This window comes from Aggregatilinea sp. (genome assembly GCF_036822615.1).
In the GTDB taxonomy this organism is placed as follows: Bacteria; Chloroflexota; Anaerolineae; order Aggregatilineales; family Aggregatilineaceae; genus Aggregatilinea.
Genome location: NZ_DAISHJ010000067.1, coordinates 1 through 26,007, shown reverse-complemented (window position 1 = coordinate 26,007; position 26,007 = coordinate 1). Strand labels below are relative to the sequence as shown.

The 26,007-nt window shown below is 63.8% G+C and carries 28 protein-coding genes; 14 read left to right on the top strand and 14 right to left on the bottom strand.

The features are described 5' to 3' along the window. Window positions 1-61: 61 nt before the first annotated feature. Window positions 62-511 (bottom strand): MarR family winged helix-turn-helix transcriptional regulator, encoded by a 450-nt coding sequence (locus V7116_RS16870; RefSeq protein WP_324393126.1) that lies wholly within the window; start codon window positions 509-511, stop codon window positions 62-64. A gap of 157 nt (window positions 512-668) precedes the next feature. On the opposite strand from V7116_RS16870, the gene V7116_RS16865 reads away from it, so the two are divergent. Next, the gene (locus V7116_RS16865; RefSeq protein ID WP_324393125.1) at window positions 669-1,604 is read left to right on the top strand and encodes an ABC transporter ATP-binding protein; all 936 of its coding nucleotides are present in this window, start codon (window positions 669-671) and stop codon (window positions 1,602-1,604) included. A 2-nt stretch (window positions 1,605-1,606) separates the two neighbouring features. Beyond that, window positions 1,607-2,383, top strand: coding sequence for an ABC transporter permease (locus V7116_RS16860; RefSeq protein ID WP_324393124.1), 777 nt, complete (start codon window positions 1,607-1,609; stop codon window positions 2,381-2,383). 6 nt (window positions 2,384-2,389) lie between these two features. Here V7116_RS16860 and V7116_RS16855 read toward each other — a convergent pair whose 3' ends face one another. The 3 genes from V7116_RS16855 to V7116_RS16845 all read right to left on the bottom strand — a co-directional run bounded on the left by V7116_RS16855 (window position 2,390) and on the right by V7116_RS16845 (window position 5,634). After that, window positions 2,390-2,950 carry a Uma2 family endonuclease gene (locus V7116_RS16855; protein ID WP_324393123.1) on the bottom strand — a complete coding sequence of 187 codons (561 nt, stop codon included), beginning with the start codon at window positions 2,948-2,950 and terminating at the stop codon, window positions 2,390-2,392. Window positions 2,951-3,119: 169 nt separating this feature from the next. Continuing rightward, entirely contained in the window at window positions 3,120-5,030 is a 1,911-nt protein-coding gene (locus tag V7116_RS16850; protein WP_324393122.1) for a PP2C family protein-serine/threonine phosphatase, read from the bottom strand. Window positions 5,031-5,037: 7 nt separating this feature from the next. Beyond that, window positions 5,038-5,634, bottom strand: a complete 597-nt coding sequence (locus V7116_RS16845) for an FHA domain-containing protein (RefSeq protein ID WP_324393121.1) — start codon at window positions 5,632-5,634, stop codon at window positions 5,038-5,040. Window positions 5,635-5,848: 214 nt separating this feature from the next. Between V7116_RS16845 and V7116_RS16840 the strand changes: the two genes are divergently transcribed. Next, on the top strand, window positions 5,849-6,448 hold the full coding sequence (locus V7116_RS16840; protein WP_324393120.1) for a hypothetical protein: 600 nt from the start codon (window positions 5,849-5,851) through the stop codon (window positions 6,446-6,448). 59 nt (window positions 6,449-6,507) lie between these two features. Here V7116_RS16840 and V7116_RS16835 read toward each other — a convergent pair whose 3' ends face one another. After that, window positions 6,508-7,539, bottom strand: coding sequence for a lysylphosphatidylglycerol synthase transmembrane domain-containing protein (locus V7116_RS16835; protein ID WP_324393119.1), 1,032 nt, complete (start codon window positions 7,537-7,539; stop codon window positions 6,508-6,510). 341 nt (window positions 7,540-7,880) lie between these two features. On the opposite strand from V7116_RS16835, the gene V7116_RS16830 reads away from it, so the two are divergent. The 5 genes from V7116_RS16830 (at window position 7,881) to V7116_RS16810 (ending at window position 13,000) form a co-directional block, all read left to right on the top strand. Then, window positions 7,881-9,122, top strand: coding sequence for an MFS transporter (locus V7116_RS16830; protein WP_324393118.1), 1,242 nt, complete (start codon window positions 7,881-7,883; stop codon window positions 9,120-9,122). Window positions 9,123-9,519: 397 nt separating this feature from the next. Then, window positions 9,520-10,002, top strand: a complete 483-nt coding sequence (locus V7116_RS16825) for an Hsp20/alpha crystallin family protein (protein ID WP_324393117.1) — start codon at window positions 9,520-9,522, stop codon at window positions 10,000-10,002. A 137-nt stretch (window positions 10,003-10,139) separates the two neighbouring features. Then, window positions 10,140-11,627 (top strand): hypothetical protein, encoded by a 1,488-nt coding sequence (locus tag V7116_RS16820; RefSeq protein ID WP_324393116.1) that lies wholly within the window; start codon window positions 10,140-10,142, stop codon window positions 11,625-11,627. A gap of 174 nt (window positions 11,628-11,801) precedes the next feature. Further along, window positions 11,802-12,176: a hypothetical protein gene (locus tag V7116_RS16815; protein WP_324393115.1), complete on the top strand. Its 375-nt coding sequence runs from the start codon at window positions 11,802-11,804 to the stop codon at window positions 12,174-12,176. Continuing rightward, window positions 12,158-13,000, top strand: coding sequence for a hypothetical protein (locus tag V7116_RS16810; protein ID WP_324393114.1), 843 nt, complete (start codon window positions 12,158-12,160; stop codon window positions 12,998-13,000). Before V7116_RS16815 ends, V7116_RS16810 begins: the two co-directional genes overlap by 19 nt. 72 nt (window positions 13,001-13,072) lie before the next feature. On the opposite strand, the gene V7116_RS16805 is transcribed toward V7116_RS16810, so the two are convergent. The 5 genes from V7116_RS16805 to V7116_RS16785 form a co-directional block, all read right to left on the bottom strand. After that, window positions 13,073-13,618, bottom strand: a complete 546-nt coding sequence (locus tag V7116_RS16805) for a Uma2 family endonuclease (protein WP_324393113.1) — start codon at window positions 13,616-13,618, stop codon at window positions 13,073-13,075. Between the two features lie 62 nt (window positions 13,619-13,680). Then, the gene (locus V7116_RS16800) at window positions 13,681-14,832 is read right to left on the bottom strand and encodes an ABC transporter permease (RefSeq protein ID WP_324393112.1); all 1,152 of its coding nucleotides are present in this window, start codon (window positions 14,830-14,832) and stop codon (window positions 13,681-13,683) included. Window positions 14,833-14,896: 64 nt separating this feature from the next. Beyond that, on the bottom strand, window positions 14,897-15,622 hold the full coding sequence (locus V7116_RS16795) for an ABC transporter ATP-binding protein (protein ID WP_324393111.1): 726 nt from the start codon (window positions 15,620-15,622) through the stop codon (window positions 14,897-14,899). Further along, window positions 15,619-16,092 carry a hypothetical protein gene (locus tag V7116_RS16790; RefSeq protein WP_324393110.1) on the bottom strand — a complete coding sequence of 158 codons (474 nt, stop codon included), beginning with the start codon at window positions 16,090-16,092 and terminating at the stop codon, window positions 15,619-15,621. The genes V7116_RS16795 and V7116_RS16790 overlap by 4 nt, the downstream gene beginning before the upstream one ends. Continuing rightward, a complete protein-coding gene (locus V7116_RS16785; protein ID WP_324393109.1) occupies window positions 16,089-16,718 on the bottom strand; it encodes a TetR/AcrR family transcriptional regulator in 630 nt (209 codons plus the stop codon). Before V7116_RS16785 ends, V7116_RS16790 begins: the two co-directional genes overlap by 4 nt. Before the next feature lie 270 nt (window positions 16,719-16,988). On the opposite strand from V7116_RS16785, the gene nfi reads away from it, so the two are divergent. Together nfi and V7116_RS16775 are read left to right on the top strand one after the other, a co-directional pair. Next, entirely contained in the window at window positions 16,989-17,705 is a 717-nt protein-coding gene (gene nfi / locus V7116_RS16780; RefSeq protein ID WP_324393108.1) for a deoxyribonuclease V, read from the top strand. Window positions 17,706-17,739: 34 nt separating this feature from the next. Further along, window positions 17,740-18,213, top strand: coding sequence for a hypothetical protein (locus V7116_RS16775; RefSeq protein WP_324393107.1), 474 nt, complete (start codon window positions 17,740-17,742; stop codon window positions 18,211-18,213). A gap of 164 nt (window positions 18,214-18,377) precedes the next feature. Here V7116_RS16775 and V7116_RS16770 read toward each other — a convergent pair whose 3' ends face one another. Next, window positions 18,378-19,388 carry a competence protein CoiA family protein gene (locus V7116_RS16770; RefSeq protein ID WP_324393106.1) on the bottom strand — a complete coding sequence of 337 codons (1,011 nt, stop codon included), beginning with the start codon at window positions 19,386-19,388 and terminating at the stop codon, window positions 18,378-18,380. A 329-nt stretch (window positions 19,389-19,717) separates the two neighbouring features. Between V7116_RS16770 and V7116_RS16765 the strand changes: the two genes are divergently transcribed. After that, window positions 19,718-21,241, top strand: a complete 1,524-nt coding sequence (locus V7116_RS16765) for a PPC domain-containing protein (protein ID WP_324393105.1) — start codon at window positions 19,718-19,720, stop codon at window positions 21,239-21,241. A 295-nt stretch (window positions 21,242-21,536) separates the two neighbouring features. Here the strand turns inward: V7116_RS16765 and V7116_RS16760 are convergent, their stop codons facing one another. The 3 genes from V7116_RS16760 to V7116_RS16750 all read right to left on the bottom strand — a co-directional run bounded on the left by V7116_RS16760 (window position 21,537) and on the right by V7116_RS16750 (window position 23,415). Further along, entirely contained in the window at window positions 21,537-22,430 is an 894-nt protein-coding gene (locus V7116_RS16760; RefSeq protein ID WP_324393104.1) for a DegV family protein, read from the bottom strand. A 131-nt stretch (window positions 22,431-22,561) separates the two neighbouring features. Beyond that, window positions 22,562-23,089, bottom strand: a complete 528-nt coding sequence (locus V7116_RS16755; protein WP_324393103.1) for a YkgJ family cysteine cluster protein — start codon at window positions 23,087-23,089, stop codon at window positions 22,562-22,564. Window positions 23,090-23,112: 23 nt separating this feature from the next. Beyond that, a complete protein-coding gene (locus V7116_RS16750; RefSeq protein WP_324393102.1) occupies window positions 23,113-23,415 on the bottom strand; it encodes a hypothetical protein in 303 nt (100 codons plus the stop codon). A gap of 213 nt (window positions 23,416-23,628) precedes the next feature. On the opposite strand from V7116_RS16750, the gene V7116_RS16745 reads away from it, so the two are divergent. From V7116_RS16745 to V7116_RS16735, 3 genes are all read left to right on the top strand, one after another. Beyond that, window positions 23,629-24,405, top strand: a complete 777-nt coding sequence (locus tag V7116_RS16745) for a hypothetical protein (protein WP_324393101.1) — start codon at window positions 23,629-23,631, stop codon at window positions 24,403-24,405. Window positions 24,406-24,519: 114 nt separating this feature from the next. Continuing rightward, a complete protein-coding gene (locus V7116_RS16740) occupies window positions 24,520-24,717 on the top strand; it encodes a hypothetical protein (RefSeq protein WP_324393100.1) in 198 nt (65 codons plus the stop codon). Between the two features lie 99 nt (window positions 24,718-24,816). Beyond that, a complete protein-coding gene (locus tag V7116_RS16735; RefSeq protein WP_324393099.1) occupies window positions 24,817-25,761 on the top strand; it encodes a PhzF family phenazine biosynthesis protein in 945 nt (314 codons plus the stop codon). Window positions 25,762-26,007 lie beyond the last annotated feature (246 nt).

Below are 26,007 nucleotides of genomic sequence, written 5' to 3'. Positions count from 1 at the left end.
CACCACCGCCCGGAGTCTCACTTTATGAGTGGTATAGAGTCTGGGGGCAGGTCAGCGGCGCTCAGGGGATCTGCGGCAGGTCGATGTTTTGCAGCGCGCAGAGCACGTCTTGGAACGTTTCGAGCTGTTCGGGGGTCAGGGACTCATCCAGCAGCGTTTCGAGCCGCGCAATCACCGACAGGACCTGCGGTTCCAGCGTCCGCCCCCGATCGGTCAGGAAGACACGCACGCTGCGGCGGTCGTGTTCGTCCACCTGGCGGCGCAGCAGATCCTTTTCTTCCATGCGATCCAGCAGCGCCGTCATCGAGGACGGATGGCGGCAGACCGTCTGCGCGAGATGTGACGCGGTGACGCCATCCTCGGCGTACAGGGCCCGCAGCGCATACCATTCCAGCACGCTCAATCCCAACGGGCTGATCAATCGCTCGTAGACCTGTTCGAGGTGGCGGTAGACCTGCTCGATGTTGGTCGCCATGCAGCCGTCAAAACGCAGGGAAAGTATCTCGTCCATGCGGATTATTCTACTGCAACAAATCTTTTGGCGTCAAAACATCGTGAGCGGCACAGCGTGCGTTTGGCCCGCGCCTGTCTGACAGTTCCTCCGCGTGCAATGCTTCTGCCGCTATACTGGGGCTGAACGACACCGCATTCACGCACAGGGAGGCGGAATGACCGCCGTCTACGAAGTCAGCAACGTCACCAAGATCTATCCGGGGCAGACCGTACCCGCCAACGACGCGATCTCGCTGGCGGTGGAGCCGGGCGAGATCTTCGGGCTGCTGGGCGATAACGGCGCGGGCAAATCGACGCTGGTGCGCCAGATGGCGAATCTGCTCGCCCCCACGCGCGGCACGATCCGGCTGTTCGGGCAGCCGCTCGGCCTTGCGCCGCTGTACGTGCCGGGCATGGTCGGTTATATGCCGCAAAACGGCATGGCGCTGAACAACCTCACCGTGGGCGAAACGCTCTATTTCACGGCGCACCTGCGCGGCCTGAGCCGCCGTGACGCCAAAGCCGAGCGCGAGCGCCTGCTCGATCTGCTCGATCTCGGCCCCGCGCGCGACCGTCTCGTGCCCCGCATCAGCGGCGGGCAGCGGCGGCTGGCCCTGCTGGCGACGACCATTGCCGCATCGCCGCCCGTGCTGGTGCTCGACGAGCCGACCAACGACCTCGACCCGGTACACCGCCGTCACGTCTGGGACGTCGTGCACGACCTCAACCACGCGCGCGGCACGACGATCATCCTGGTGACGCACAACGTGATCGAAGCGGAGCGCGTGATTCAGCGCGTCGGCTTCATGCGCGCCGGGCGGCTGGTGGCCGTCGGGCGACCGGGCGCGCTCAAGGCCAGCCTCAACGAGCACCTGCGCCTGGAGCTGACCTTCCCACCGGGGACCGATCCCACGCTGCCGCCGACCGTCGAAGCCCGCGAGATCGGGCCGGGACACTGGCTGCTGGTGATGGAGCGCGCGGCGGCGCTGGCCTACGTCGCGCAGATCGAAACGGAGCGGCAGGTCGAGGATTTCCGCCTGAGCACGGCCACGCTCGAAGATCTGTACCTCGCGCTGGTCCACAACGCCGCCCCCGTGCCGGAGGTCGCCTGACGATGTTCCTCACCTCAGGTTATAAGGAACGCACGCAGCCGTTTTGGGTCCAGTTGGGCGATCTGATCCTGATTCAACTGGCAAACTGGCGCTGGTCGTGGCGCGGCGCGCTGCTGACGGGGCTGGTCGCGCCGCTGCTATCGACGGCGGCGTTGGGCCTCTTCGCGCGGGACAGCGGCGAAGTCGCCCTGGCCTACATTCTCACGGGAAACATGGTGATGTCGCTGCTGTTCGGCACGTTCGACCGCGTGGCGGCGCACTTCGCCTACATGCGCGCGGTGGGGCGGCTCGACTTTTTCGCCACCCTGCCGATCTACCGCAGCGCGCTGATCGTGGCGACGGTGATCGCGTTCCTGGCGCTGGCCCTGCCCTCGCTGATCCTCACGTTGGCGTTCGGCACGCTGATCCTCGATCTGCCGCTGGCGATCAGCCCGTGGCTGCTGGTCGTCGTGCCGCTGATCGGGACGTCGCTGTGCGGGTTGGGCGCGCTGATCGGCCTGTCGATGGAAACGCCGGAAAATGTGGGCAACGTCAGCTCGCTGATCACGTTCGTGCTGGTTGGCCTCGGCCCGGTGATCATCCCCCTGGATCGCCTGCCGCCCATCATCGGCACGATCAGCTATCTCTCACCCGCGACGTATGCCGCGTCCGCGCTGCGCCAGACGGTGCTCGGCCTGTCCGACCGCATCCCGTTGGGCGTGGATTTATTGGTGCTGGCGTTGCTGTTGATTGTGTCGCTGTGGGCGGTGGGGCGTAAGCTCGACTGGCGGCAGGGGTAAACGTGCTTACTCGGCGGGCGCAAACAGATCCTTGAGCGCCAGCGTGAAGCCGGGCAGCACGTCGCCGCCGTTCAGCGTATCGTCGATGCCCAGCGGCTTGACGGCCTGCCCCGGTGCGAAGACGTGCAGCGTCTGCTTGGGCGGGTTCACCACCCACACCACGGTTCCCACGGCCAGGTAGTTGCCGATCTTGGTCATCATGGCGTCGGGATCGTTGGTGGGCGACAGCACCTCGACCGCGAGATCGGGCGGGACGAGGCCGTAAGGCCGGTCGGAGGGCGCGGCCTGCCGGGCTTTAGACACGAACGCCACGTCCGGGATGTAGCGCTCCCCCGCGATCACGTACCCACCGTCCGAGCCGGTGACAAAGCCCTCGACGTGCGGGTGCTGCATCAGGTACATGCCGATGAACAGGCCGATCCGGTACACCAACGCTGAAGACACCTGATTCGATACCACCTCGATCACTTCTCCCCCGATGTACTCCAGGCGGCGATCCGCGTTGGCAGGCAGCGCGGCGAAGCGTTCAAATTCCTCTGCGGTGAGGCGGGGCGCTTGTACGGCCATGATGCCCGGTCCTTTCTGCTTTCCGGCGATCCATGCGGGCGGTGTGGCTGTTGAAGAGCGTAACATGCACGTCGCAGTCCGGTCAAGTGATGCGGCGTGAAGGCGTAAAAAACAGGGGCGAGTCTGCGCCCGCCCCTACCACTATCCGTTTTCGTAACCCCGCCGCGCGCTACCCGGCATATCCCAGCAGCGGCTGCGCGACCCACCCGATCCGCTCCTCGTCGAAGCGCACCTGCCACCACCAGTGGCCGTCGGCGGCGCTCGGCCCCTGCACGATCGTGCCCGTCTCGCCCGTGACGGCGGTCGTCACTTCCATGCCGAGCAGGCTGGGAATATCACGCAGCGCGAGGTCTTCCTTGACCGCGACCGTCACGCCCGCTTCCCATACTTCCGCCGCGTACGGAATCGCGGAGGTGGGCGTCGGTTCGGTGGGCGGCTCCGTGCCCTCGACGGCGGCTTCCGTGCTGCTCGCAGGCGGCAGCGACAGCGGCTGCGGCGTCGTTGCGGCGTCGCGCGGGGCGATGTCCTGCGGCTGCTGATCGTCCGGCAGCGGATCGCCGCTGGCCGAAATCGCCACGATACGCTGGTGCAAGCTCGGCCCGTTCACCCAGCGCAGTTCCGATCCCAGGTTATCGACCACCCAATACCACGGCCCGTTGGGCGACGTCGAATCCACTTCCTGCACCAGATACGCCGATCCCGCGTCCAGCGCCGTCGCGGCTTCCGCGCTGATGTTCGCATCGGTGAATGTCGGGATCGGATCGCCATCCAGCACGCGGAACCACGTATCCTTGACCATTTGCGGGCCGCTGGGCGGAGCCGGAGTCAGCGTCAGGGCGGCGGACGTCGCGGCGCGGTTGGCCTCCTGCACCTGGATCGCGTCGTTGGTCTGCATGGCCTGGGCCTGCGCGGTCGCCGCGTTGATCGCGCGGGCGGTCGCGGTCAGATCGTTCGATCCGCCCGACGCGGGCGCTTCCTCCGTCCCGCCCGGCACGACGATCACGCGCGGCTCGTCGTCGCCGCCGAGGTTGTTCACCAGCAGCATGATCACGAAGAACACCACCAGCAGCACCACCAGCGCCGCCAGCGTAGACACCGTGTTGCCGCGCAGCAGCTTCCACAGCTCCGTCAGCGGGTTATCTTCCAACTCTCCCCGCTGCCGCCGCAGTTCGCGCTCGCGGCGGCGTGCGCGCGCCGCCGATACGCCGTTGCCCGTCGTGCGCTCAGGCAGGGGCGCCAGCCCGGTTTCGGCGTGCGGCTGGTCCGGCGCCGACAGATCCCACGCATCCAGCGAAGACGCGGCAGCCCCTGCCGGAACGGCATCGTCGCTCAGGCGCAGCACGATCACGGAGATGTTATCCGCGCCGCCGCGCTCGTTCGCCATCTGGATCAGCGCCTTGACCGAGCGCGACGGGGATAGCGTAGCCGCCGTCTGCTCGATTTCCTCCGGCTCCAGATAGCGCGTCAGGCCGTCGCTGCACAGCACCACGCAGTCGCCGTCACGCACCGGCCCGGAAATGATGTCCACTTTCACCGTGGGAGCGTTGCCCAGCACGCGCGCCAGCTTGCGCCCGGCGGGATCGTGCTCATCCACAGGCAGCCCTGCCTCGCGCCGCATCGTTTCGACGGTGTGATCCGTCGTCAGTTTGCGCGCGCTGGCATCGCGCATTAAAAACGCGGGACTGTCGCCCACGTTGCCCACGATCAGCTCGCGCCCGCGGATGACCGCCGCAACCACGGTCGTGGCGATAGTGCGCGGCGTCTCCTGGTCCTGCCCTTCGGCGTAAATGACTTGATTGGCTTCCGCGATGGCGCGCGCCAGCCGTTCCTGCGGATCGCCCTTTTCCTGCTCGTAGTAGCTACTGATGATGGTGCTGACGGCGTACTGTGCCGCCAGATCCCCGCCCGACAGCCCGCCGACGCCGTCCGCCAGCACGAAAAGCTGGCCGAGGCGGGTGCGGGTTTCCGGGTCCGAGGGGACCATCTGGCCGATGGCATCCTGGTTGCCTTTGCGTTGGCGACCGGGATCGGTGTCCATGGCGACGGAAACATCGAGCAGGAGGGATGGCGTCTGACCCATGACAACCTCAGTCCGTCAATGTCTTGAAAACAAATAAGGTGTTGCCCAACCGAATTTCGTCATTCTCACGCAGCGGAGTCGCCCCGCGAATCTCGCGCTCGTTGATGTAGACCGGGTTTGTCGGCGCAAACGGCCACAGGTGGAACACCGGCGGCGCGTCCGGCGCGGTTTCGGGCGGTTCCAGCGTCAGGCGGGCGTGCTGGCGCGACAGGCCGGGATCGTCCCAGCGAATGTCCGCCTCCCGCCCGATGCTCTGGTTGGGCCCAATGGTTAGAATCGTTCCCCGCTTGTCGACCGGCTGCTTGACCACCAGCCAGCCGAGTGGCTGCGCGCGATCCGGCGGCGCGTCCTCTTCGATGAGGTCCACCGGGGCCGCTTCCGTCAGCCCCAACGGCTCGCCAGGCTCATCCGGCTCGCTCCGATCCGGTTCGGGCGCTTTTTCCCTGGCGGGCGCTTCCGCCGACGCCGCAGCCGCGCGCGCCGGTCCCGCAGACGGCGGGCCGTACAGGCGGCGCTGGTCATCCTCTAATGCACAAAACGGGCAGGTGCGGTGTGGGGGGTCAAACGGACCGTGCCGCTCGCAGAATCCACCACCCTGAGCCATCGGCCAGATTCCCTTTCTACCGAGTTTCTAACCCCATTCTATCACGGTGGGGGCGCAACAAGAAACGCGCCATTTGGCGTTTTCAACAGACACTATAGCACAGGTTAGGGCGCAGCGTCAGGCGGCTGTCGTACGGCTGTCAGGCGGCAGGCGAGCGGATGTTGTATCGTGGAAATATCGACGGCTGAACGTGTTGTCACCGAAAGTTTATGCAATGGACACCGGCTTTCCAGATCGCCATCTGGCCCACCTAGCCAAAATCCTCGGCGCCACACCCGCCGACCTCATGATGAATCGCTGGGGTAGACTCAGTGCTACCCAGATCCATCGCTTACAAAAGCGCGTTGAAACGGCGACGCGCTTCTTGATCATTCTGCCGTTCGCCGCAGTGCTGCTCGTTTCAACACTCTATCGTGCCAGCGGCGGAAATCCTGAGCGTGACGCATTCAATGTACTCATAACCGGCACGTGGCTGGTCGCAGTAGGTCACTGGATCAGGCACAGCCACAGGCTGAAGGACATGGCGGAGTCACTTCCAACGGCGAGGGTCGTGCACGCACACCTCAATGTAAACCGGTTCGGCCAACTGAATGACATGTGGACCGAAAACGGGATCACGCGCCTGGAAAAGCACACTTTCACGTTTACATCGCCGCGCCTGCACCTCGTGCTGGAGCGCCACCGCACCTATCTGGCGCACTACGTCGATTTCGGCGGTAGTGGCCGCGATATTCTGGTGGGACTGGAACCGACAACGGAATGGCTCGACAAGGGGAAGATGAAGCGCAAACAAAAGCCGACCGTGGATGTATAGAGCGCCGGAGATCGCTCCCCTGGCACACTGTTCCGCTGCCAGGGGAGCGTAAATTGCAGTTACGAGGTCTGCGTCTGCGAGTCCTTCGAGGTCGTGCGCACGCTGCGGCCCAGGAATACGATCCCGCCCAGCAGGGCATGGCCCCACGTCAGCACGCGCATAATCAGCGCGATCATGCCGGCCTCGGCGCTGCCCACCCCGGCCAGCCCCAGGAAGAACACGTACGCCGATTCCTTCACGCCCAGCGACGCGATCGAGATCGGGATCAGCTCGGCGGTCGTCGTCAGCGCGATCATCGGCACGAACGCCGCCACCGGGATCGGGTCCGTCACCGCGACCAGCACGAGATACGTCGCGCCCATCGTCAGCGCGTTGGCGAGGATCGACAACAGCAGCATTTGCCACAGCACCGACGCGCGCCCCAGGTGGCCGGAAAGCGCCGTATGCATGCTGCGCACCTTCGGCACGAAGCGCCCCAGCTTCACGCGGACCATGAGGCGTTCCAGCGGATCGATGAACCAGCCCTGCCGCAGCACGACGATCCCCACGATCCCCGCGATGAACATCGCGTGAATGACCAGGATAAACGCCAGCGGCACCTCGCCGGAATCCATGAACAGCCCGAACAGGCTGCCCGATCCGATCACGGCCAGCAGCCCGAAGCCGCGCTCGATCAGCACGGAGGACGTCGAGTCGGCCACGCGCCCGGTCGAAGACGCCATATCCACGGCGCGCACCGCGTCCCCGCCCACCGAGGTCGGCAGCACGGTGCTGAAGAACGCGCCCACGAAGTACGTGCCGAGCAGCCGCCGGAACGAAACGTCCATGCGGCTCTGGCGCACCAGCAGCCCCCAGCGGACGGCCTTGACCACGGTGCTCGTCAGCGTCAGCCCCCAGGCGATCGGGATGAGGTTCCAGTTGACGTCGTGGAGCTTGTCGCTGTCGCGGCTGACGAGTTCGATGACGAAGATCATCAGCACGGCGGCGATGATGATACGCATCCAGCTCCAGATGCGGCCACGATGCGCCGCGATCCAGGCAATCAAGGTGCGCTTCTCGTGCGGAGTCGAAGCAGAAGGTGAATTGCTCATAGGGTAACGGCGACTTTCATGGCAGCGAGTTGCATAGATTCCCCCATCGACAAACGTGTGATTATAACAATCGCCTTATCGAGCGTACAGTAAAGGTCTTGTAGATTATGTGCAATCTGGGACCTATATCCCAAGTCCCACACTTGACAGCGTTGACATCTGCGACGATCATTGATTCAATTCTTCTATACGAAAATTGGAATTGTGTGTTGCGGATGATAACCCCCACCCATTATTGGGGGTTTTATTATGGGAGCAATATGGTATTGCTTTCGACAGTACGTTCCACCATCTTAACACACAAGGAGTGAGGGCCCGCCTGGCGGGCCTGTTGTATAGATATGGACCCTCAGCAGTCCCCGTCCACGACTACCGCGAACGACAATTTCCGGCATCTTGTCCTTGACGTTGCCTTTTTTGGGTTGGCGACGCCCGCCCTGTCGCGCTTCCTGTCCGTCTACGCCATCCGCCTCGACGCGGACGCGATGCTGCTTGGCTGGCTGACGGCGCTGCCGTTCGTTTTCCAGATGCTCTCCTCGTCGCTGGCGGCGACGTGGCGCAAGCGCTTCCCCGACACCGTCGCGGCGCTGTTCTGGCCCGGCCTGTTCTATCGCCTGACGTTTCTGCTGCCCGCCTTCACGCCGTTCTTCCCGCGCGAGTGGCAGCCGGTCTGGTTGGTGGTTTCGGTGGCGCTGCCCGCGCTGCCGCAGGGCATCTCGTCGGTGCTGTTTTTGGTCATCCTGCGCGAAGGCACGGAGACAGGGCAGCTTTCGCCGCTGATGAGCCGCCGCTCCTTTTTCTATAACATCACCGTCGCGGTCGGCACAGTGGGCATGGGCCTCCTGCTCGAAGAAGGGCCGTTCCCGCTCAGCTACCAGATCATGTACGTCATCGCATTCATCCTGGTGATGGTCAGCCTGCTGCACGTCAACCACGTGAAGATCCTGTCGCCAGAGCCGATCCTGGCCGTCTCGACCTCGTCCTGGCGGCTGCTGCGCTCGCCGGAATTCCAGCGCATCGCGTTCGTCGCGGTGACCAGCCACATCGCGTTTTTCACCATAAACGCGCTGATCCCGCTGCGGCTGGTCGAAGACCTGGGCGCGGACGAGGGCTTCATGTCCATCTTCGGCCTGTTCGAGCTGATCGCGGCGGCCATGATCGCCACGCAAAGCCCGCGCATCGCCCGTAAGATCGGCACGCGCTCCGCGATCGGCGTTGGCATGTTGGGCGCGAGCGTGGCGGCGCTGGTGCTGGCGCTGGCCAATAACCTGTACGTCACGTTGCCCGCGTCGGCGCTGTCCGGCGCGTCATGGACGCTCTCCGCGATCAACATCTTCAACTACTTCAGCGAGACGTCCCCGCGTGAAAACCTGACGCGCTACTCGACGCTCTACAACCAGATTGTCGCGCTGGCGCTGTTCGTCGCGCCGATGGCAGGCAGCAAGCTGGTGAACATGGGCGCGAGCCTCACCGCCGTGCTGCTGCTGGGCGCAGTGATGCGTCTGGTCGCAGGCCTGATCATTCCGATGGGCGAGCTGAAGGCGCAAACCTCGCGGATGCGCCTGCGCCGCGCCACGCGCTAACGCGATTTCCGTTCCCATTTCGGCAGGTTCACCGGGGCGAATGCGCAATTCGCCCCGTTTTTTCGCGCGCCTCCACAAAACCACGCCCGATCCGCTCGTCTCCCCTCTCCAACCCGGATTGGAGAGGGGCCGGGGGTGAGGTCGCGGTTGCTTTTGCGGACTGCCGACCGCTGCCCTTCCGCCCTTGCTCCTGCCTCTCACTAATCACTTCAAACTTACGACTAACGACTGACGACTGCTTTCCCCTCTGACGCAACGTTGACGTATCGCAGAAATATTTCTTATGTTGCGCTGATTTGATTCTTACACAGCGGTGCGATCCTTATAGATGTCAACGGGATGGACCCGATACAGAAAACAAACTGAGTTGGTATGAAATTGCGAAGGAGTGACAACAATGGCAAACCTGACACGTTATAACCCTCGTTCGTTGGCGGAACGTCGCAGCGCCACCACTCCCCGCACCTTCGACGAGATGTGGGAATCGCTCTGGCGGGATGCCTGGAACATGTTCGACCGTGACACCGGCACCGGCACGCTGGCCCCAGCGATGGACGTGGTCGAAAACGAAAACAGCGTCACCATCCGCGTGGATCTACCGGGCATCGATCCCGACAAGGTGAACGTTGAAGTGGAAGGCGATACGCTGACCATCAGCGGCGAGATGGGTGACACCATCGAGAAGGAAGGCGAGCGCTACCACTACCGCGAGCGCAGCTTTGGCAGCTTCAAGCGCAGCCTGCGCCTGCCCGACTACGTGAACGCCGAAAAGGCGGACGCCAACTTCAAGAACGGCGTGCTCAACCTGACCCTGCCCAAGCGGGAGGAATCGAAGCCGCGCCGCATCCAGATCCACGGGCACAACAAAGACGCCAAATAACACGTCGATGCACCATTCAGCGCCGGGCCGCCAGACCCGGCGCTTTTGATTCCCGCGCGATCCGCAGGGGCCAATCGTCGTGCAATCGCCGGTTGTGGAATTTGGCACGGCCTGCCCTGACCGATAAACTCTCTCGTATGACTAAAAAACGCACACTTCCCCTCGTGTTGATCGTTCTCGCTGTCGCAGCGATCGGGCTGGCCGCTTGTGGCGGCTCAGCGACGCCGATTTCGGTGTATGTCACGCCAACCGCGCCGCCAGCCACGCCTGACGTGCGTGGTGCAGCGGCACAAAACGCTCCCGCCAGCGGTGAAACGGTCCTGATCGACCAGGGTATCACTGCGCCGGTCGCCGTCGCACAGGAGCCGACCGCCACGGCCACGCAGTACATCATCACGCCGCGCCCGACCATCGTCACGCCCGCAGGCGCGAACTACGGCCCTATTGTCGGCTCGGACTACACGCCCGGCCCGCTGGCCTCGCCCCTGCCCACCATCGACGCGCCGCAGGCCTGCCCGGCCATCGTCCAGGCGGCCCAGGTGAATCTGTACGCCAACCCGGACCTCAACAGCGAAATCACCGCGTCTGCGACGATGGCGAACAAGCTAATCGTGAATCTGCTGTTCACCGACGCCGGGGGCGGCACGTGGGCCAACACCGACCAGGGCTGGCTGCCGCTCAACGTGGGCGGCACGCTCTACGCGCAGCTCGACTCCGTGCGCACCTGCGACATCATGACCGGCGCGGAAGTCAACAAGACACTGCTCGGCCTGCACATGGTCAACTGGACCAGCGAGGACGAAGTGTACGCCTTCGTCCAGAAGCTGCACGACGCGGGCATCCCGCTCGGCACGCTGAAGGGTCTCAGCGGCACGGAACAGATCCTCACGCACGTCAAGGCGATCTCGCCCGAAACCGTGACGGTTTACCGCAGCATCACGACCGAAACCGGCGGTCAGGCCGAATGCCCGAAGGGTTTCGACAGCCAGTCGGACCCCGTCGCGGCGGCGCAGGAATGGTACTCGGAGCTTGATCCCAAGTGGGACATGGTCAACGCCGACTACTACGAGTACATGAACGAGTGCACCATGAAGCTGAGCTGGCTGGCGGGCTTCTCGATCGAGATGATGCGCCAGGCCGCCGTCGATGGCCGCTGCCTGCTGCTGTTCTCGTTCCCCGGCGGCAACCCGTCGATGGACGAGTTCGACGAGCTGCTGCCCGCTTACCAGTACGCCGTCGATAACCCCTGCCAGCCGGGACGCACCCACGGCATCTCGATGCACGCCTACAGCGACGTAGAGCTGAAATACATCTCCGTGACGGACGTGTGGCTGGCCTTCCGGCATCGCATCTTCTACGACCGGCTGCTGCAAACCCTGCCCGCCGCCGCGAACCTGCCCATCTACATCACCGAAGCGGGCGAAGGCAGCGGCACGCAGTTCCACCTGATGACCTGCGAAGACCTCACGCGGGACATGATCCAGTACACCAACCTGCTCGAAAGCGATCCGTACGTGAAGGGCTTCCACCTGTTCAACATCGGGGAGCAGTGGCCCTGGGCGGACTACACGAGCTGCCTGCCGCAGCTTGCCGACGCGCTGATCGCGTATTACCAGAACAAGTAGCGCCGTTCCCCTCTTTGTGCGCTCAAAAGGCGGGCCATTCGGTCCGCCTTTTTTGCTGCCTGTCATCTCAACGTCAGCCTGTTTTCAGGCAGTTCCCGGCGAAATCGCGTATAAAGAATCCAGGCAACATTGCTGCGCTATTAACCGCTTACACGACCGAATCGACCGTTTGCCATGACCCACTCCTCCCGTTTGATCGAGATGCAGGCCGAGCACATCGAGGCCCTCGAAGCCGAGCTGGCCGAGCTGGATGCGCGCCTCGGTCGCAAAACGAAGCGCCGCCCGGTTCATACAAACTTTTCCGGCAAGCATGGCTCTTCATCCTATGCCATCACGCAAACCCAGGAAGCGCTGATCCGGCAGCTTGAAAGCGAGCTGGTTCAGGGCTACGCCGAATTGGGGGAAAAAATAAGCACAAGCGCGGCAAACGTAGCCCGGAAACCGGCGTTCCTGAACAGCAGATCGACATTCGCCCCGCGGTCGAAGAAGGCGCGGCGATCCTGTCCTGGTATCTGTTCGACCCTACCCCCTTGGAAACCTTTGCGCTGACTCACAGCATTCCCAGGCGCGAACTCGCCTTACATCGCGCGATCCTGGCGGCAACGTACGGGCCGCTGGCGCTGCTCGCAGGCGGCTATCTCTTCGCCGGACTGCTGCTGTTACACGTTTCGCCGCTGCCCGCCGTCACGGCCTCGCTGGTGAGCTTTGGGCTGTATAAAGCCGCCGTGCACAGCTTTGACCGGGCATCATTCGCCGCGCGAAACAAACTCCCGTGGTCCTACGTTGAAACCCAGTTCTGGGGCGTCCTGAGCCTGATCGCGCTGCTGCTCCTCCAGGTATCCTATCCGGCCTCGGCTTACCGCACGCTGGTCAGCAAAATTGCCCTCACGGTGCTGATCGTTTCGGCGGTGCTGATCGGAACCGCACTTTCCACCGTGCTGTCCCTCGCCATGCCAACTGTGCTCCGGCTACCTGCAAGTAGAGCGGAAAAGTACCGGCAGCAGGCCTTTAACCTGACTTTTTTCCACAGCATCTTTCTGGCGGTCCCGGTCATCCAGTTTGCAGTCATCCACGACGCCGGCCATTCTGATACCATCGCCATGATACAACACCTTGATACAGGGCTTCTTGTGCTGGCCCTTGCAATTGTCATGATGTCCACGATAGTGGTCGGGATGTTCGCCGAAGCGCTTTTCCGGGGATTGAAGTTCACGCCGCTGTACCAAAACCAACTGCCACCCAATGAGCGCGTGATGTCGTGGCGGCAGTGGATTCACTCCGGGGTATCGACGGTCGCTCTCTATGCCGCATTCCTGAGCTATGTCGCCGCGCTGTTCGCCCTCGCGATCAGCCTGTCCGGCGTGTTTGCGTAACCCGTAACAAAAAAGGCGGGCCATTCGGTCCGCCTTTGTGTGTGCTACCTCTCAGAACTCGCCGGTTTGCCCTCACACCGGGAAGAGATCGCCCACGGCCAGCGTAAAGCCCGGCAGCACGGCATCCCCGTCCAGCATCTCGGACCCCGTCAGGCGGCGCGCCGGACGACCGGGCCGGTACACCTCGACCGTTTTTGCGTCAGGGTCCACCAGCCAGACCAGCGTGCCCGCTGCGAGATAGTTCGCCACCTTCAACCGCACGACGTCAGCGGAGTCGGTCGGTGACAGCACCTCGACGGCCAGATCCGGCGGCTGCGGATTGTACGCCTCGCGCGACGGCTCCGGCTGTTTGGCCGTAGAGATGAACGCCACGTCGGGGATGTACCGCTCGCCGGAAACCCGGTAGCCGCCGTCCGCGCCGGTCACGTAGCCCAACCCGTGCGCCTCGACGTAACTGCCGATTTTCACCAGGATGCGTGCTGCGACCGCCGACGCATAGTTGTTCGACACCACCTCGACGATCCCTCCCCCGACGTATTCCAGCCGCCGGTCGGCGTTTTCCGCGCGCGTAGCAATCTGGTCGAAGACTTCGACGGTCATTTGCGTTCCAACAGACATCGCGGCACATCTCCCTGACTTCGCTGCACTCCATTATAACTGAAGACGGTGCAGCGCGGTCCTTACCCCACCGCCTGCCGCCGGATCGTCTGCGCCGAGAGCAGCACGAACGCCGCCGCGAACCCGACCAGCGCCAGGACGTACCCGCCGACCTGGATCAGGTCGAAGCCCTTGATCATCACGTCGCGCAGGGCATAGTTCGCATACGTCAGCGGCATCAGCCACGCGATCGGCTGTAACCACCCCGGCATATCCTCGACCGCCCACAGCGCGCCCGAAAGGAACACCTGCGTCACGACCACCAGCGGGATGAACTGCACCACCTGGAACTCGTTGCGCGCGAACGTGCTGAAGAATACGCCCAGGTTCACCGCCATCAGCGCCAGCAGCAGCTCGACCACGAACACCACCAGCAAACTGCCCATGTAGTGCACATTCAGCCCGTAGATCGTGTAGATCAGGATGATTAGCGCCTGGACCAGCGCGAACACCGCGAAGCCGCACATGTAGCCGACGATGATCTCGATCTGCCGGATCGGGGTGGCTTGCAGCCGTTCGAGCGTGCCCGCCACGCGCTCGCGCAAAAACGCGACGCTGGTCAGGATGAACACGAACATAAACACGAACAGGCCGATGAACGCGGGCGCGAGGTAGTCGAGCTGGTCGAACTCCGCGCTGCCGTACAGGTACGTCGCCTGCACGGTGACGTCCGGCGTGCTGCCTGTGCTGACCGCGCTCAGGCTGGCGATCGCCTGCACGGCGGCGCGGTTGAGCAGCGTGTCAAACATCTGCGCGACCTTCGGGTTCGAGCCTTCGTATTCCACGTCCAGCGTCACGGCGCGATTCTGGATCGTCTGCGCGGTGAAGTCGGCGGGCAGCGTGATGATCGCGTCCAGCTTGCCGTCTTCGATCCGGCTCTGCGCCTCGGCGGCGTCCAACTGCTGCACGCTGAGATTCTCGGTAAGCGTGCCCAGACTGTCCGTGAGCCGCTCGCCCAGGTTCACCGCGTCGCCGCCCCCACCGACGGGCAGGGCCGCGCCCTCATCTTCCATCACCACGCCCAGCCGGATCTCGTCCGGTTCCAGGCGCACAAGCACGCCCGCCACGGTCAGCACGACCAGCGGCACGAGAAAAATCAACACCAGCGTGCGGCGATCCGCCAGAAGCTGCTGGATCACCCGGCGCGCCAGGGGAAATACACGACGAAACGACATGATTGATGCCTCCATGAGGGAGTCAGCTTTTCACCGATCCCTGATTCCTGATCCTCAGTCCCTACTACTGTGCCGGACCTTGCTCGGCGTACTTCAAAAACGCTTCTTCCAGCGTCGGCGTGCCCGCCCGCTCCAACAGTTCCGAGGCGCTGCCTTCCGCCAGCAGCGTCCCGTGCCGCACGAATCCCAGCCGGTCGCAGCGCTCCGCCTCGTCCATAACGTGACTGGACACGATCAGCGTCACGCCCTGCGCGTTGAGCTGGTGGAAGTGATCCCAAAACTGCACGCGCAGCTGCGGATCGACCCCGACGGTTGGCTCGTCCAGCACCACCACGTCGGGCCGGTGGACCAGCGCGCACGCCAGCGAGACGCGCCGCTGCATCCCGCCCGAAAGCTCGCGCACGCGGCTGTCGGCGCGGTCGGCCAGATCGACCAGCTCCAGCACCTCGCGGATCGCCTGCGCGTGGTCGCCCTCAAGCTCGTACATCGCCGCGAAGAACGCGACGTTCTGGTGCACGGTCAGGTCCTCGTACAGCGCGATGGACTGTGTCATATAGCCCACGCGCCGCATGATGTCTTTGCTCGGCATCACCGCATCGAGCACCTTCACCTGACCCTCGTCCGGCTTGACCAGCCCCATGATCGAACGGATCAGGGTGGTTTTGCCCGCGCCGTTCGGCCCCAGCAGGCCGTACGTCATGCCGCGCTCGATGTTCAGCGACAGGCCGCGCAGCGCGTGGATGCGCCCGAAGCGCTTGTGAACGTTGTTGATCTCAACTGCATAACTCATCGTACCTGTATCTCCTTGAGCGCCGGGTGCAGGCCGGGATAAACCACCGCCGCAACCGACCCCGGAACCGCACGGCGCGTCATAAATCGCATCGCAAACGAATGAGCGTAACGTTCGGCGTCTTCGACCGTCGCCCACCAGTACAGCCCCTGGAACTCGCCGCTTGCCTCATCGAGCGCCCACAGCTTCGCGCGGAATCCCGGCAGCCCGGCGAAAAACGGGATCGGCAGCAGCGAAAAACGCTTGTTTTGCGCGGGCGACATGCCCGCCACGCGAAACCGCACGCGGAAGGTCGCGCCCTCCGCCGGATGCTCGAACAGCACGGCGCGGATCTCGCGGAAGATGGTGAAGCTGCGCCCGTCCTCCATGACCAGCCCCTGCCCGATCCGTCCACGTGGGAAGCGCAGATGTCGCGCCGCCAGCTTTCCATTCGCAGCTAAAAACGACCGCGCCGGAGTGTATGCATTCATGCGCCGTTTTCCTCTCCCGGATCCGCGTCCGCCAGCCCGTGCAGCACCATCTCGGTATACAGCGCGATCCACTCGTCTTCGCTCCGGTCGTCGAAAAGGCCGGTCGGCTGCAGCGTGCGCGTCGCCATGTAGCCGAGCACCACCGACCCCATCAGGCGCATCAGCCCCAGCGGATCGATTGGCTTGAGGCCCGGCAGATCCTTGACGCGGGCAATCATGGTCAGGATGTTCGGCACCAACTGCGTTTGCAGCACGCGCTGCAGGTGCGCGCCCTGGAATTCGCGCAGGTCGATCTGCGTGATCTGGAAGAAGTCGTAATGCTTGGGCATCACGCGCAGGGTGCGTCCCAGCATCGCGCGGATGAAGTCCGGCGCGGTGTCGATCTCGCCTGTGCCGGTGATGGCTGCCATCAAGTCGTCGTAGGGGTTCTGCTCCTCGATGATGGCGCTGAAGATCTCCTCTTTGGTCTTGAAGTGGTTGTACAGCCCCCCGACCGCCCGGCCACCCGCGGCCTGGGCAATGGCACGCATACTCGTGCCGTTATAGCCGTTTTTGATGAACAGATCGCGCGCCGCTTCGAGAATTTCCGTGCGCGCCTGGTCACCTTTGCTGGTCGCCTCGTCCATACCGCTCCTTCCGCTGGCGAATAAATGAACGAACGTTCATTCACAAAACCATTATAAGCTGTTTAGGGCGGCTGTCAACGCCCTGCGCCACTTTTTACGCGTTTGATACGATCCCTGACGGATCGTGCATAGGCGTTTTGGCGGGGGCAGGCTAGGATCGGTATGGACGAGGGCGCTCCAGGGCGGGCCGTGAATCGCCCCCAAATATCAAACGACGCTCTCGCCTCGTTTGCGCTTGCTAATCGCTAACCCTGCATTCAGAAGGTCATCATGCCCGTTACCATTCACCCGCTGCACGGCTGGGATCTCACCCCCGCGGATGCCATCAAGCTCCAGCGCGAGCTGGCCGTGCAGGTCATCGATACGCAGCCGCTGCCGCTCGACGCGCTGACCCTGGTCGGCGGCGTGGACGTCAGCGTGAAAGACAACGTCAGTCAGGCCGCCGTGGTCGTGCTCACCTATCCCGATCTGCGACTGGTCGAGGCGGTCACGGCCAGCATCCCGACGCCGTTCCCGTACATCCCCGGCCTGCTGTCGTTCCGCGAAGGCGCGGTGATTCTGGACGCGATGCAAAAGCTCGACGCCACGCCGGACGTCTTCATCTTCGACGGTGCGGGCCGCGCCCATCCCCGCCGGATCGGGATCGCGTCGCACGTCGGGCTGTTCATCGACGTACCCACGGTCGGCTGCGCGAAATCGTGGCTGATCGGCCAGCACGCGGAGCTGCCGCCCGGCAAAGGCGCGTGGGTGCCGCTTCAGGATAAGGGCGACACCATCGGCGTTATGCTGCGCACGCGCGACAACGTCAAGCCCGTCTACATCTCGCCCGGCCACCGCGCCACGCTCGACACGGCGCGCGAGCTGGTCCTGCGCACCACGACACGCTACCGCCTGCCGGAGCCGATCCGCGCTGCGCACAACACGGCGGGCGGTCTGGATCCGTCCGGCCTCGCCCGCGATAGCGACGGGCAGCTTTCTCTGTTTTGACAGACCGTTTTGCGAGGCAAATTTCGGAGGCTTCATGTCCCTTTCGATCCCGCTGGAACAATTCACCGCAACGCTGTTCGAAACGCTCGACGAGACGTTCGAGCAGGTGCAGGGCATCTACCTCGATCGCGGCACGTCGCTGTTTGAAACGCTGGCAGGCATCACCGCCGAAACGGCCTCGAAGCCCGTCTCGTCTACCTGCGCGACGCTCGCCGCCCAGGTCGAGCACGTGCGCTTCTATCTAGACATACTGAATGACGTGCTGATGGGGAAAGACGTGAAAAATGTGGATTGGGGCGAGATCTGGCGCACGGTGAGCCTCGTCACGGCGGAGGAATGGTTAGCCAGCCAGGCCCGGCTCAGGGAGAGTTATCGGGCCGTACGCGGCACGCTGTCAAACGAGGAAACGTGGAAGAACGACGACGCCGTTTCCGGCGCGCTGGCGATCCTGGTGCACACCGCCTATCACCTGGGCGAGATCCGGCAGGCGTTGTGCACGCTGCTTTAATAGTGCGCCGGGGAAAACTGACGGTGAAAAACTGAGTAGTGACCCGGTAGGGGCAATTCATGAATTGCCCCTACCCCCCACACCAGACACTGACTGTCTCTCCAATCAAGTTGGAGAGGAGCCGGGGGTGAGGTGAGCCTGTGCCTTTGCTGACCGCCGCCCGCTCACCCTTCCGCGAGGCTGCGCGCAAGCTGCAACACGGACATACGCGGCGTGCGGAACGCGGCATCCGCCAGCCGTGCGGTGACCATCTCGCCGGGCGCGAAGCGCCGCACCGCGACCGCGTGCGACTGCCGGGCGGAAATGTAGTACAACGCGACGGTGCTGTCATCCAGCCGGGGCCACTCTTGCGACAGGATCGAAACGCCGGGCGCGATCACGTGCCGCACCCCGCCCACAACCCGCAGCCACACCGCCGGAGGCAGCCACAGCCTGTGCCGTCCCAGCACCAGCACGTGTTCCAGGCCCTGTTCGGCATCCAGCGGGCCAAAGAACCGGTGCGGCGGCAAAGTCACCCCGTCCAGCAGCGCGCGCCGCAACCCTGCCTCGTCCGCGATGATGCCCTTCCCGACTGCCGCCTGCCGGGTCACGCACAGCCCGCCGTAGATCGTCGCGCCCGAAAGCAGCGCGGGCAGATCCAGCCCGGGCCGCCACATCTGCGCCGGATTGATCACGATCAATGGCGTGCCCGCCCGGTCATAGGCCGCCACCAGCTCGACGTCGGGCGTCACTGCAACCACTCCGGCTCGCAGCGCCCCATCCGCGCCCAGCAGCCCCACGCCCGCCAGCAGATCGCCCTGCACGACGTGTTCCGCCGCGCTCACCACGCCCGCCAGCAGGTTCGCGCCGTGCACCTGCCCGCACAACGGACACGTCCAACTGGTCGTAATCACCTGCCGCGCCGTCAAACAGTCCTGAAAGCGGTTCAACAGCCAGCGGACCGCCGCTGCCCGCGCAACTTCGTCCGCCGGGCAGGCGGTCAGCGCCTCGTGCGCGAAGTGATGCCGCACCTCGCCACCCAGCCGCGCCACCATGCGGCCCTGGCACAGCGGACAGTGATACAAACCGCCCCGCACGGCGTCAGCAATCGGGATCGCGCGGCCCTCGGCGTCAAATGCCCACGCATACTGCGGTGTGGGCGCGGCAGGAACCGGTGTTCGTCGTCGTCGGGCCATTCAGGTGCACTCCAATGCGCCAGGATAATGCGCTCAGTATACCCTACCAACCCCGGCGCTTCGTCCCCTCATTTCGGGGGCAAAAGCGGCAGTTTTGCAAAGAACCGGTAAAAAACATCGATCAGCGTTGTATAAACTCCGCCTCGGTCACGCTGTGGTCACGCTACTGCGCGACACTGGGACTAACCATTCGGTCAAGCGCACCTAGGTCGCATTCATGGGAGTCTTAATCGACCTGGAACCATCTTGCGCTGCGGGACCGCACGACTATAATGAGCGGCAGACAGCCAATGACTATGCGCTGCAAAAAGGTACAGGAGGAAGTGGCAATGCATAAGCAACGTCTTACCCGGATCGTGGGCGCTCTGCTGATTGTGGCGATGGCGCTCGCATTCACCCCTACGCTGTCCCGAGCGCATGCACAGGGCGGCACTATGGCATACGGTGACGTGGTCACCGGCTCGATCACCAACAAGAACTACTTCGAAATCTGGCAGTTCTCCGGCACGCAGGGCGACCGCGTGCGAATTGTGATGACCGGCGACGGCGTGCTCGACCCCTACGTGGGCCTGATCGAGCTGTCGAGCGAAGAAGTGATCGCGGAAGATGACGACAGCGCGGGCAACTCGAACGCAATGATCGACATGAGCCTGCCCTCGACGGGTGACTTCGCCATCATTGCGACGCGCTACGATCTGGACACCGGCACGAGCCAGGGCCAGTATCAGTTGGAGCTTCAGGGCGGGACCGGCCCGACGGACGTGAACGTGACCAACACCACGACCACCACCGTCACCGAGCCTGAACTGATCGAAGCGGGCGTGTGGTACTACGGCGACCTTACACTGGGCGAGACCTACAGCGCTGCGATTGCCGCCGACTCGTACGCCCATGTCTACACGGTGGAGCTTGAAGCGGGCCAGGAATTCATCCTGGGCATGTTCGCCGATGGCAGCAACCTCGACCCGTACCTGATCTTTGCGACGGAAGCCGGTGATGTCCTGGTCGAAGACGACGACAGCGGCTCGCAGGTCGAGGGCGGCGGCATGTACGACTCGGCCCTGTCCCTGACCGTTCCCGAAACCGCCACCTACATGATCATCGCCAGCCGCGCGGGCCTGGATGTCGGTAACACCACGGGCAACTACGTGCTCATCGCGGGCTATATGGGCCAGACCGATACGCCGTCCGAGCCGGATCCCGTCAACAACCAGAATACGCCGGCGGGCGTGGAAGCGATGGGCGAAGTGATGGCCAACGCCCCGGTCACGGGTGCGCTCGACAACGCCACCTTCGTGCACCTGTACGAGTTTGCGGGCACCGCGAACACCCAGGTCACCATCACCATGACCAGCACCGACGGCCTGGACGCCTACCTGGGTATCATGGACGCCGAGGGCAACATCATCGCGGAAGATGACGACAGCGGCGGCGGCGCCAGCGGTTACGACGCACAGATCTCGATCCGTCTGCCCGAATCCGGCACCTACGTCATCATCGCCACCCGTGCGGGCATCGATGAAGGCACCTCCGCTGGCAGCTACACGCTGACCGTCTCCGACGGCGCGCCGCAGGCTCCCTCGGGCGTGACCGGGCTGGGTGGCTTCGGCGGACTGCCGGGCCGTGCCATCGAGGTTGAAGGTGGCGACACCCTCTTCCTGCGCGGCTCGGGCCGCAGCACCGACCCGGCCAAGCAGAGCGACCTGGAACAGTTCCTCCAGCCGCAGCAGACCGAAAAACTGCCGGGCCGCAGCTTCAAGACCCCGGACCTGAACGTGAACCTGCACGGCACGGGCCGCACCACCGACCCGGCCAAGGCGACCCCGCTCGAGCAGTTCATGAGCCAGTTCTAGCCGGACCGTTCCACCCGATAACAGCAAAAATCCCCGCCCTGATGAGCGGGGATTTTTTATATCCACCCGGCGCAGCGTCGCCCGATCCTTGAGGGCGCATGAAACTGCCCCTTCAAGTGAAAAATGGGCTCGCGCGCTTTTCGTAGGGGCGATGCTTGCATCGCCCGTTAAGTCAAAAACGGGTAGAGCAAGCTCTACCCCTACGGTTATCGGCCCCGCCGAGACATGCTTGTCTTCGCCGGGGGTGAGGTTTCCCCGCGAACCGGCTTCACGTGTTACACCGCGTGCGGCGCGGCTACACCGTCCAGTCGCCCGACGCGTACCCGATATCGATCGCCTTCGTGCCCACGTGCACGCCCAATACCGGCGTGCTGGGTGATTGTTTCAGGAACACGCAGTCAAACATCTGCTGGAGCCTGCTGGCCAGGACGTCCGCCAGTTCCGGCGTGGGGGACATCCCGTAGAAGATCATCGCCCGCAGTTTCGCCCCCTCGCCGACCTCGTCCGCGATGTGCTTGACGAACACGTTGATCGCCTTCTCCAGGCTGCGCACGCGCCCCACCGAAATATACGTGCCCGTCTCCGGGCCGGACTTGCTCACCGAAATCACGGGGCGGATGTTGAGCGCGTGGGCCACGTGATATTTGACCGATCCGATTCGCCCGCCGCGCATGAGAAACGATAGATCGTCCAGGCCGAACAGCAGGTTGCCTCTGTCGTACGTCTCCTTGAGCAGTGGCAGGATTTGCTCGACGGAATACCCCTGGCTGGCGGCGCGGGCGGCGGTCAGCACCTGCAACCCCAACGCGGCGGAAATCGTCAGGCTGTCCCAGATCGTGATCGCCAGATGCGGCAAATTGCGGGCGGCCTGCCGCGCCGCGTTGATCGTCCCGCTCAGCCGCTCGCTCAGGTGGATCGAAAGGATCGGCGTGCCGTCTGCACCCAACTCCTCGTAGGCCGTCTGAAAGTCATGCACGGTCGGCTGCGAGCTGGTCGGATGCACATCCTGAACCGCCAGCCGGTCCGCAAATTGGGCCAGATCCATCTCGACCCCGCTGAGGTAAGTCTCTGAGCCAAACAGGATGCGCAGCGGCACGATTCGTATGGCGTATTGTTCGGTCAGGGCTTTCGGGAGATCGCAGGTTCCATCGGTGACGATAACAGGCGGGCGGGCAGTCGGTACACTCATGAAGACTTCCTTATCCGGTTCGGATCTGGTTTATCAGGACATAGCGAGTGTTAGAACCCTTCAAGGGGGTTTAAGAAACGGCACATTACAAAAATTGACGTGCTGCGTACAGTGTAAAGGCGTGATGAGGGCTACCAGCCCAGCTCGATCTTGAGGCGCTCGATCACGTGGTAGATGATGGGGCACAGCCCTGCCCCCGCGATGATCGGCTGGGCCAGGTAGCGGAAATCGGGTGTAAAAGCCGGGTAGTCGCGGCATGATTGGGGCCGCGCCGCATAAATCGAACAGCGCTTACCGGTCAGCAGCGCGCAGGGATGGGCGCGGAAGACGCCCCATTCCTCCTCGTCGCGGGCCCCGACACGATCAACGTACTGCGCGATCACGTCTTCGGGGGGCAGGCGCAGCGCGCCGGAGAGCGCCGGGATATCGTCCGGCGTAAGGCCCACGGTCAGAGCGCGGCAGCAGTTCCCGCAGGCCGTGCAGTCGATCTGGGCAGTGACCTCGGCGGCCACCCGATCGACCAGCGCATCCAGCCCGTTGTCGGTCCAGTCGCCGCGCTCGCATACCGTATCGACGTAATAGCCAAACGCCTCGTTATCGTCCCGTCGCAAAGCAGCATTCGCCGCGATGCTCTGGAGATCGACTTCAAGTGGCGGCATCAAACAAGCCATCGCGGAAACGGTTACGACACCGGTCCCTGCTCGCCGCGCGTCCGTTCCGCACGCTCTTGAAGCTGGCCCAGAATCTCGGTGAAGGTCGCGGTCAGGAAGTTGTTGATCTCGTCCGACTCTTCCAGTTCCTCTTTGGCGACTTCACGCATCGTCTCGATGAAGACTTCCTTCTTGATAATCCCCTGCTGGATCAGCAGACGGGCCAGTGCTTTGGCGATCACAAGACCGTCCACGCCCCGCGCGCCGAGCGTTGCCAGCCCGCCGAACAGGTCGCCGAAGATTTCCTGTGTGGTGCGCGGATCTTCTTGTGCCAAGGTCGTTTTCCCCTGATTCTCCACGGGCAGATTCTCCTCAAATACTCGTTGATGTGCGACGCCGATTGTAACGCGGAGTGGGCGCTTTGCCAGACTCGTGTCATGATACAAATGTACTGTCGCCACGCGAGGCGCTCCCCTTGTAGCATTGCGTCCTACGCGAGTACAATGTGAGTTCACTGGTATGGTGCCCCCTGGGAAACGGGAACGACGATGCCTGACCTCAACACCCAGCTTCAAGAGGCGATTGCCCTGGCCCGCGCAGGCCAGCGAGACGCAGCGCGCGAGCGTTTGAAAGCAGTCGTTGCCGCCGATCCCAAACTCGAGCTGGCCTGGCTGTGGCTGGCAAGCGTCACGACCGATCGCGCCGCGCGCATCACGTATCTGGAGCGTGCGCTGGCTCTGAACCCCAACAACCCTACCAGCCAGCAGGCGTACCGCGAGCTGACCGGGCGTACGACCCCGGCGGGGGCGCAGACTGCTGCCCGCCCGCCTGCCCAACCCGCCCCCGCTCGCCCACGCCCACGGATCAGTTACGGCAACGTCCTGTTCATCCTGGGCGGGCTGCTCGTGCTGGTCGTTGCGCTGGCGATCATCCTGTCTGTATTCGGTGGGAACGACGATACCGGCTCTCCACAGCCGACCTTCCCCCCGCATTTGCTGACGCCCCAGGGTACGCCGACCCCCGATCTGTCCGCGACGCCGAGCGACACCCCACGGCCCACCGCAACGGAAGGACCGTCCTCGACGCCGGTCACCTTGCCGCCCACCTGGACCTCCGCGCCCAGCGCGACGGCCCTCTCGACGCGCACGCTCGTGCCCACCTGGACGCAGCAGCCGACGCGCACTTCGCCGCCCACGGCTCGCCCGCCGACGGCGACGTTCACGCCGCTGCCACCTACACAGGCCCCAGACGAGAATATTCTGGAAGCCACGGCAGACGCTGCGGAGAGCACACCAGAGAGCACGGAGAGCGTCGGTTTCGGGTGATTTTCCCGTACGAGTTGTGCATCTCTCGCGTAAACATGGTACAATCATCAATCGTAAGGTTCGTTCGGTGCTTACCAGATTCTTTGCACTAGGCATTAGTAAGGAGTTCGAACCGTGGCACAAGTTGAATTCTACGACGTCAAGACTCGTCAGAAGGTCTCGCTTCCGGAATCGGACGTTGTGAAGACCACATTCACCACGAAGAACGGCCAGACTCGTTACGGGCTTCGTGGCAAGACCAAGGACGGTCGTATGCTGACGAAGTTCGTCAGCAAGAGCGACTGGGAAAGCATGAAGCTCCCCGAGGGCTAAACCTTTCCTGTTAGCTCGAACCGCAGCCCGCACCTGTTTCTTACGGTGCGGGTTTTCGTTATCTACGCAGGTCACCTCACTCACCGAAAGGCCCAAGCCATGCCACGCTATACGTTCTACCAGCTTGACGTGTTCACCGATCAGGCGTTCGGCGGCAATCCTCTCGCGGTGTTCCCTGATGCCGAGGGCCTCGACACCGCGCAGATGCAGCGCATCGCGCGCGAAATGAACCTGTCCGAGACGACGTTCGTCTTCCCGCCCACCGATCCGCAGGCCGACTTCAAGGTGCGTATTTTCACCCCGGCCAGCGAGCTGCCCTTCGCCGGGCATCCGGTCGTCGGCACGCACTGGATGCTGGCGCACCTGGGCCGCATCCCGCTCACCGAGCCGGTTACCACCGCCCGGTTGGAGTTGGGCGTCGGGGTGCGCGCGGCGGCGCTGTACGTCGAGAACGGGCGCGTAACGCGGGTCGTGATGGATCACCAGCGTCCGGTCTTCGGCGCGACCGCCAGTGACGCGCAGATCGAACGGCTGGCGCGCGCGTTGGGCCTGTCGCCCGCCGCCATCCTCGACACGGGCTGGCCGGTGCGCGTCGTTTCCAGCGGCGTCTGGCAGTTGTTCGTCCCGGTTCGCTCCCTGACCGACGTCCAGTCGCTCGGCGCGGATCGCATCGACGCGGCGGCGTTGGGCGCGGTCTTTGCGGAACTCGATCCCGAGACGCACTGCCACGACTCGGTGATGGTCCTCACGCTCGAAACGACGCAGCCGGGCGTAGACGTGCATACCCGCATGTTCGCCCCGGCGCTGGGCGTTGGGGAAGATCCCGCGACCGGATCGGCAACAGGCGGCCTGGGTGCCTATTTGATCGAGCACGGCATCGTCGCCGCTGCCCCGCCGACGACGCATCTGGTGGCCGAGCAGGGGCTGGAGATCAACCGTCCCAGCCGCCTCGGCATCGAGATCGACGGCGTGCCCGGCAACGTGGAGATGGTGCGCGTCAGCGGGCAGGCCTGCCCGCTGATCGAAGGCGTGCTGGAGTGGTGACCGGCAGCAGGTAACGTGTAGCCGTTAGCCAGACGCAAATCACGACGCGAAATACGACATCGCATAGGGGCGGGTCTGATGCTCTTTAGCTTCTAGATCCGGCTAAAACCAGGGCGGGTTATAAACCCGCCCCTACAAAACCCCATTGGGCGCTGCTTGTCTCCCCTCTCCAACTTGATTGGAGAGGGGCTGGGGGTTTTTAGGGGTAGGTTTTTAAGGGATGAGGCAGGACACTAGAGCGAGACC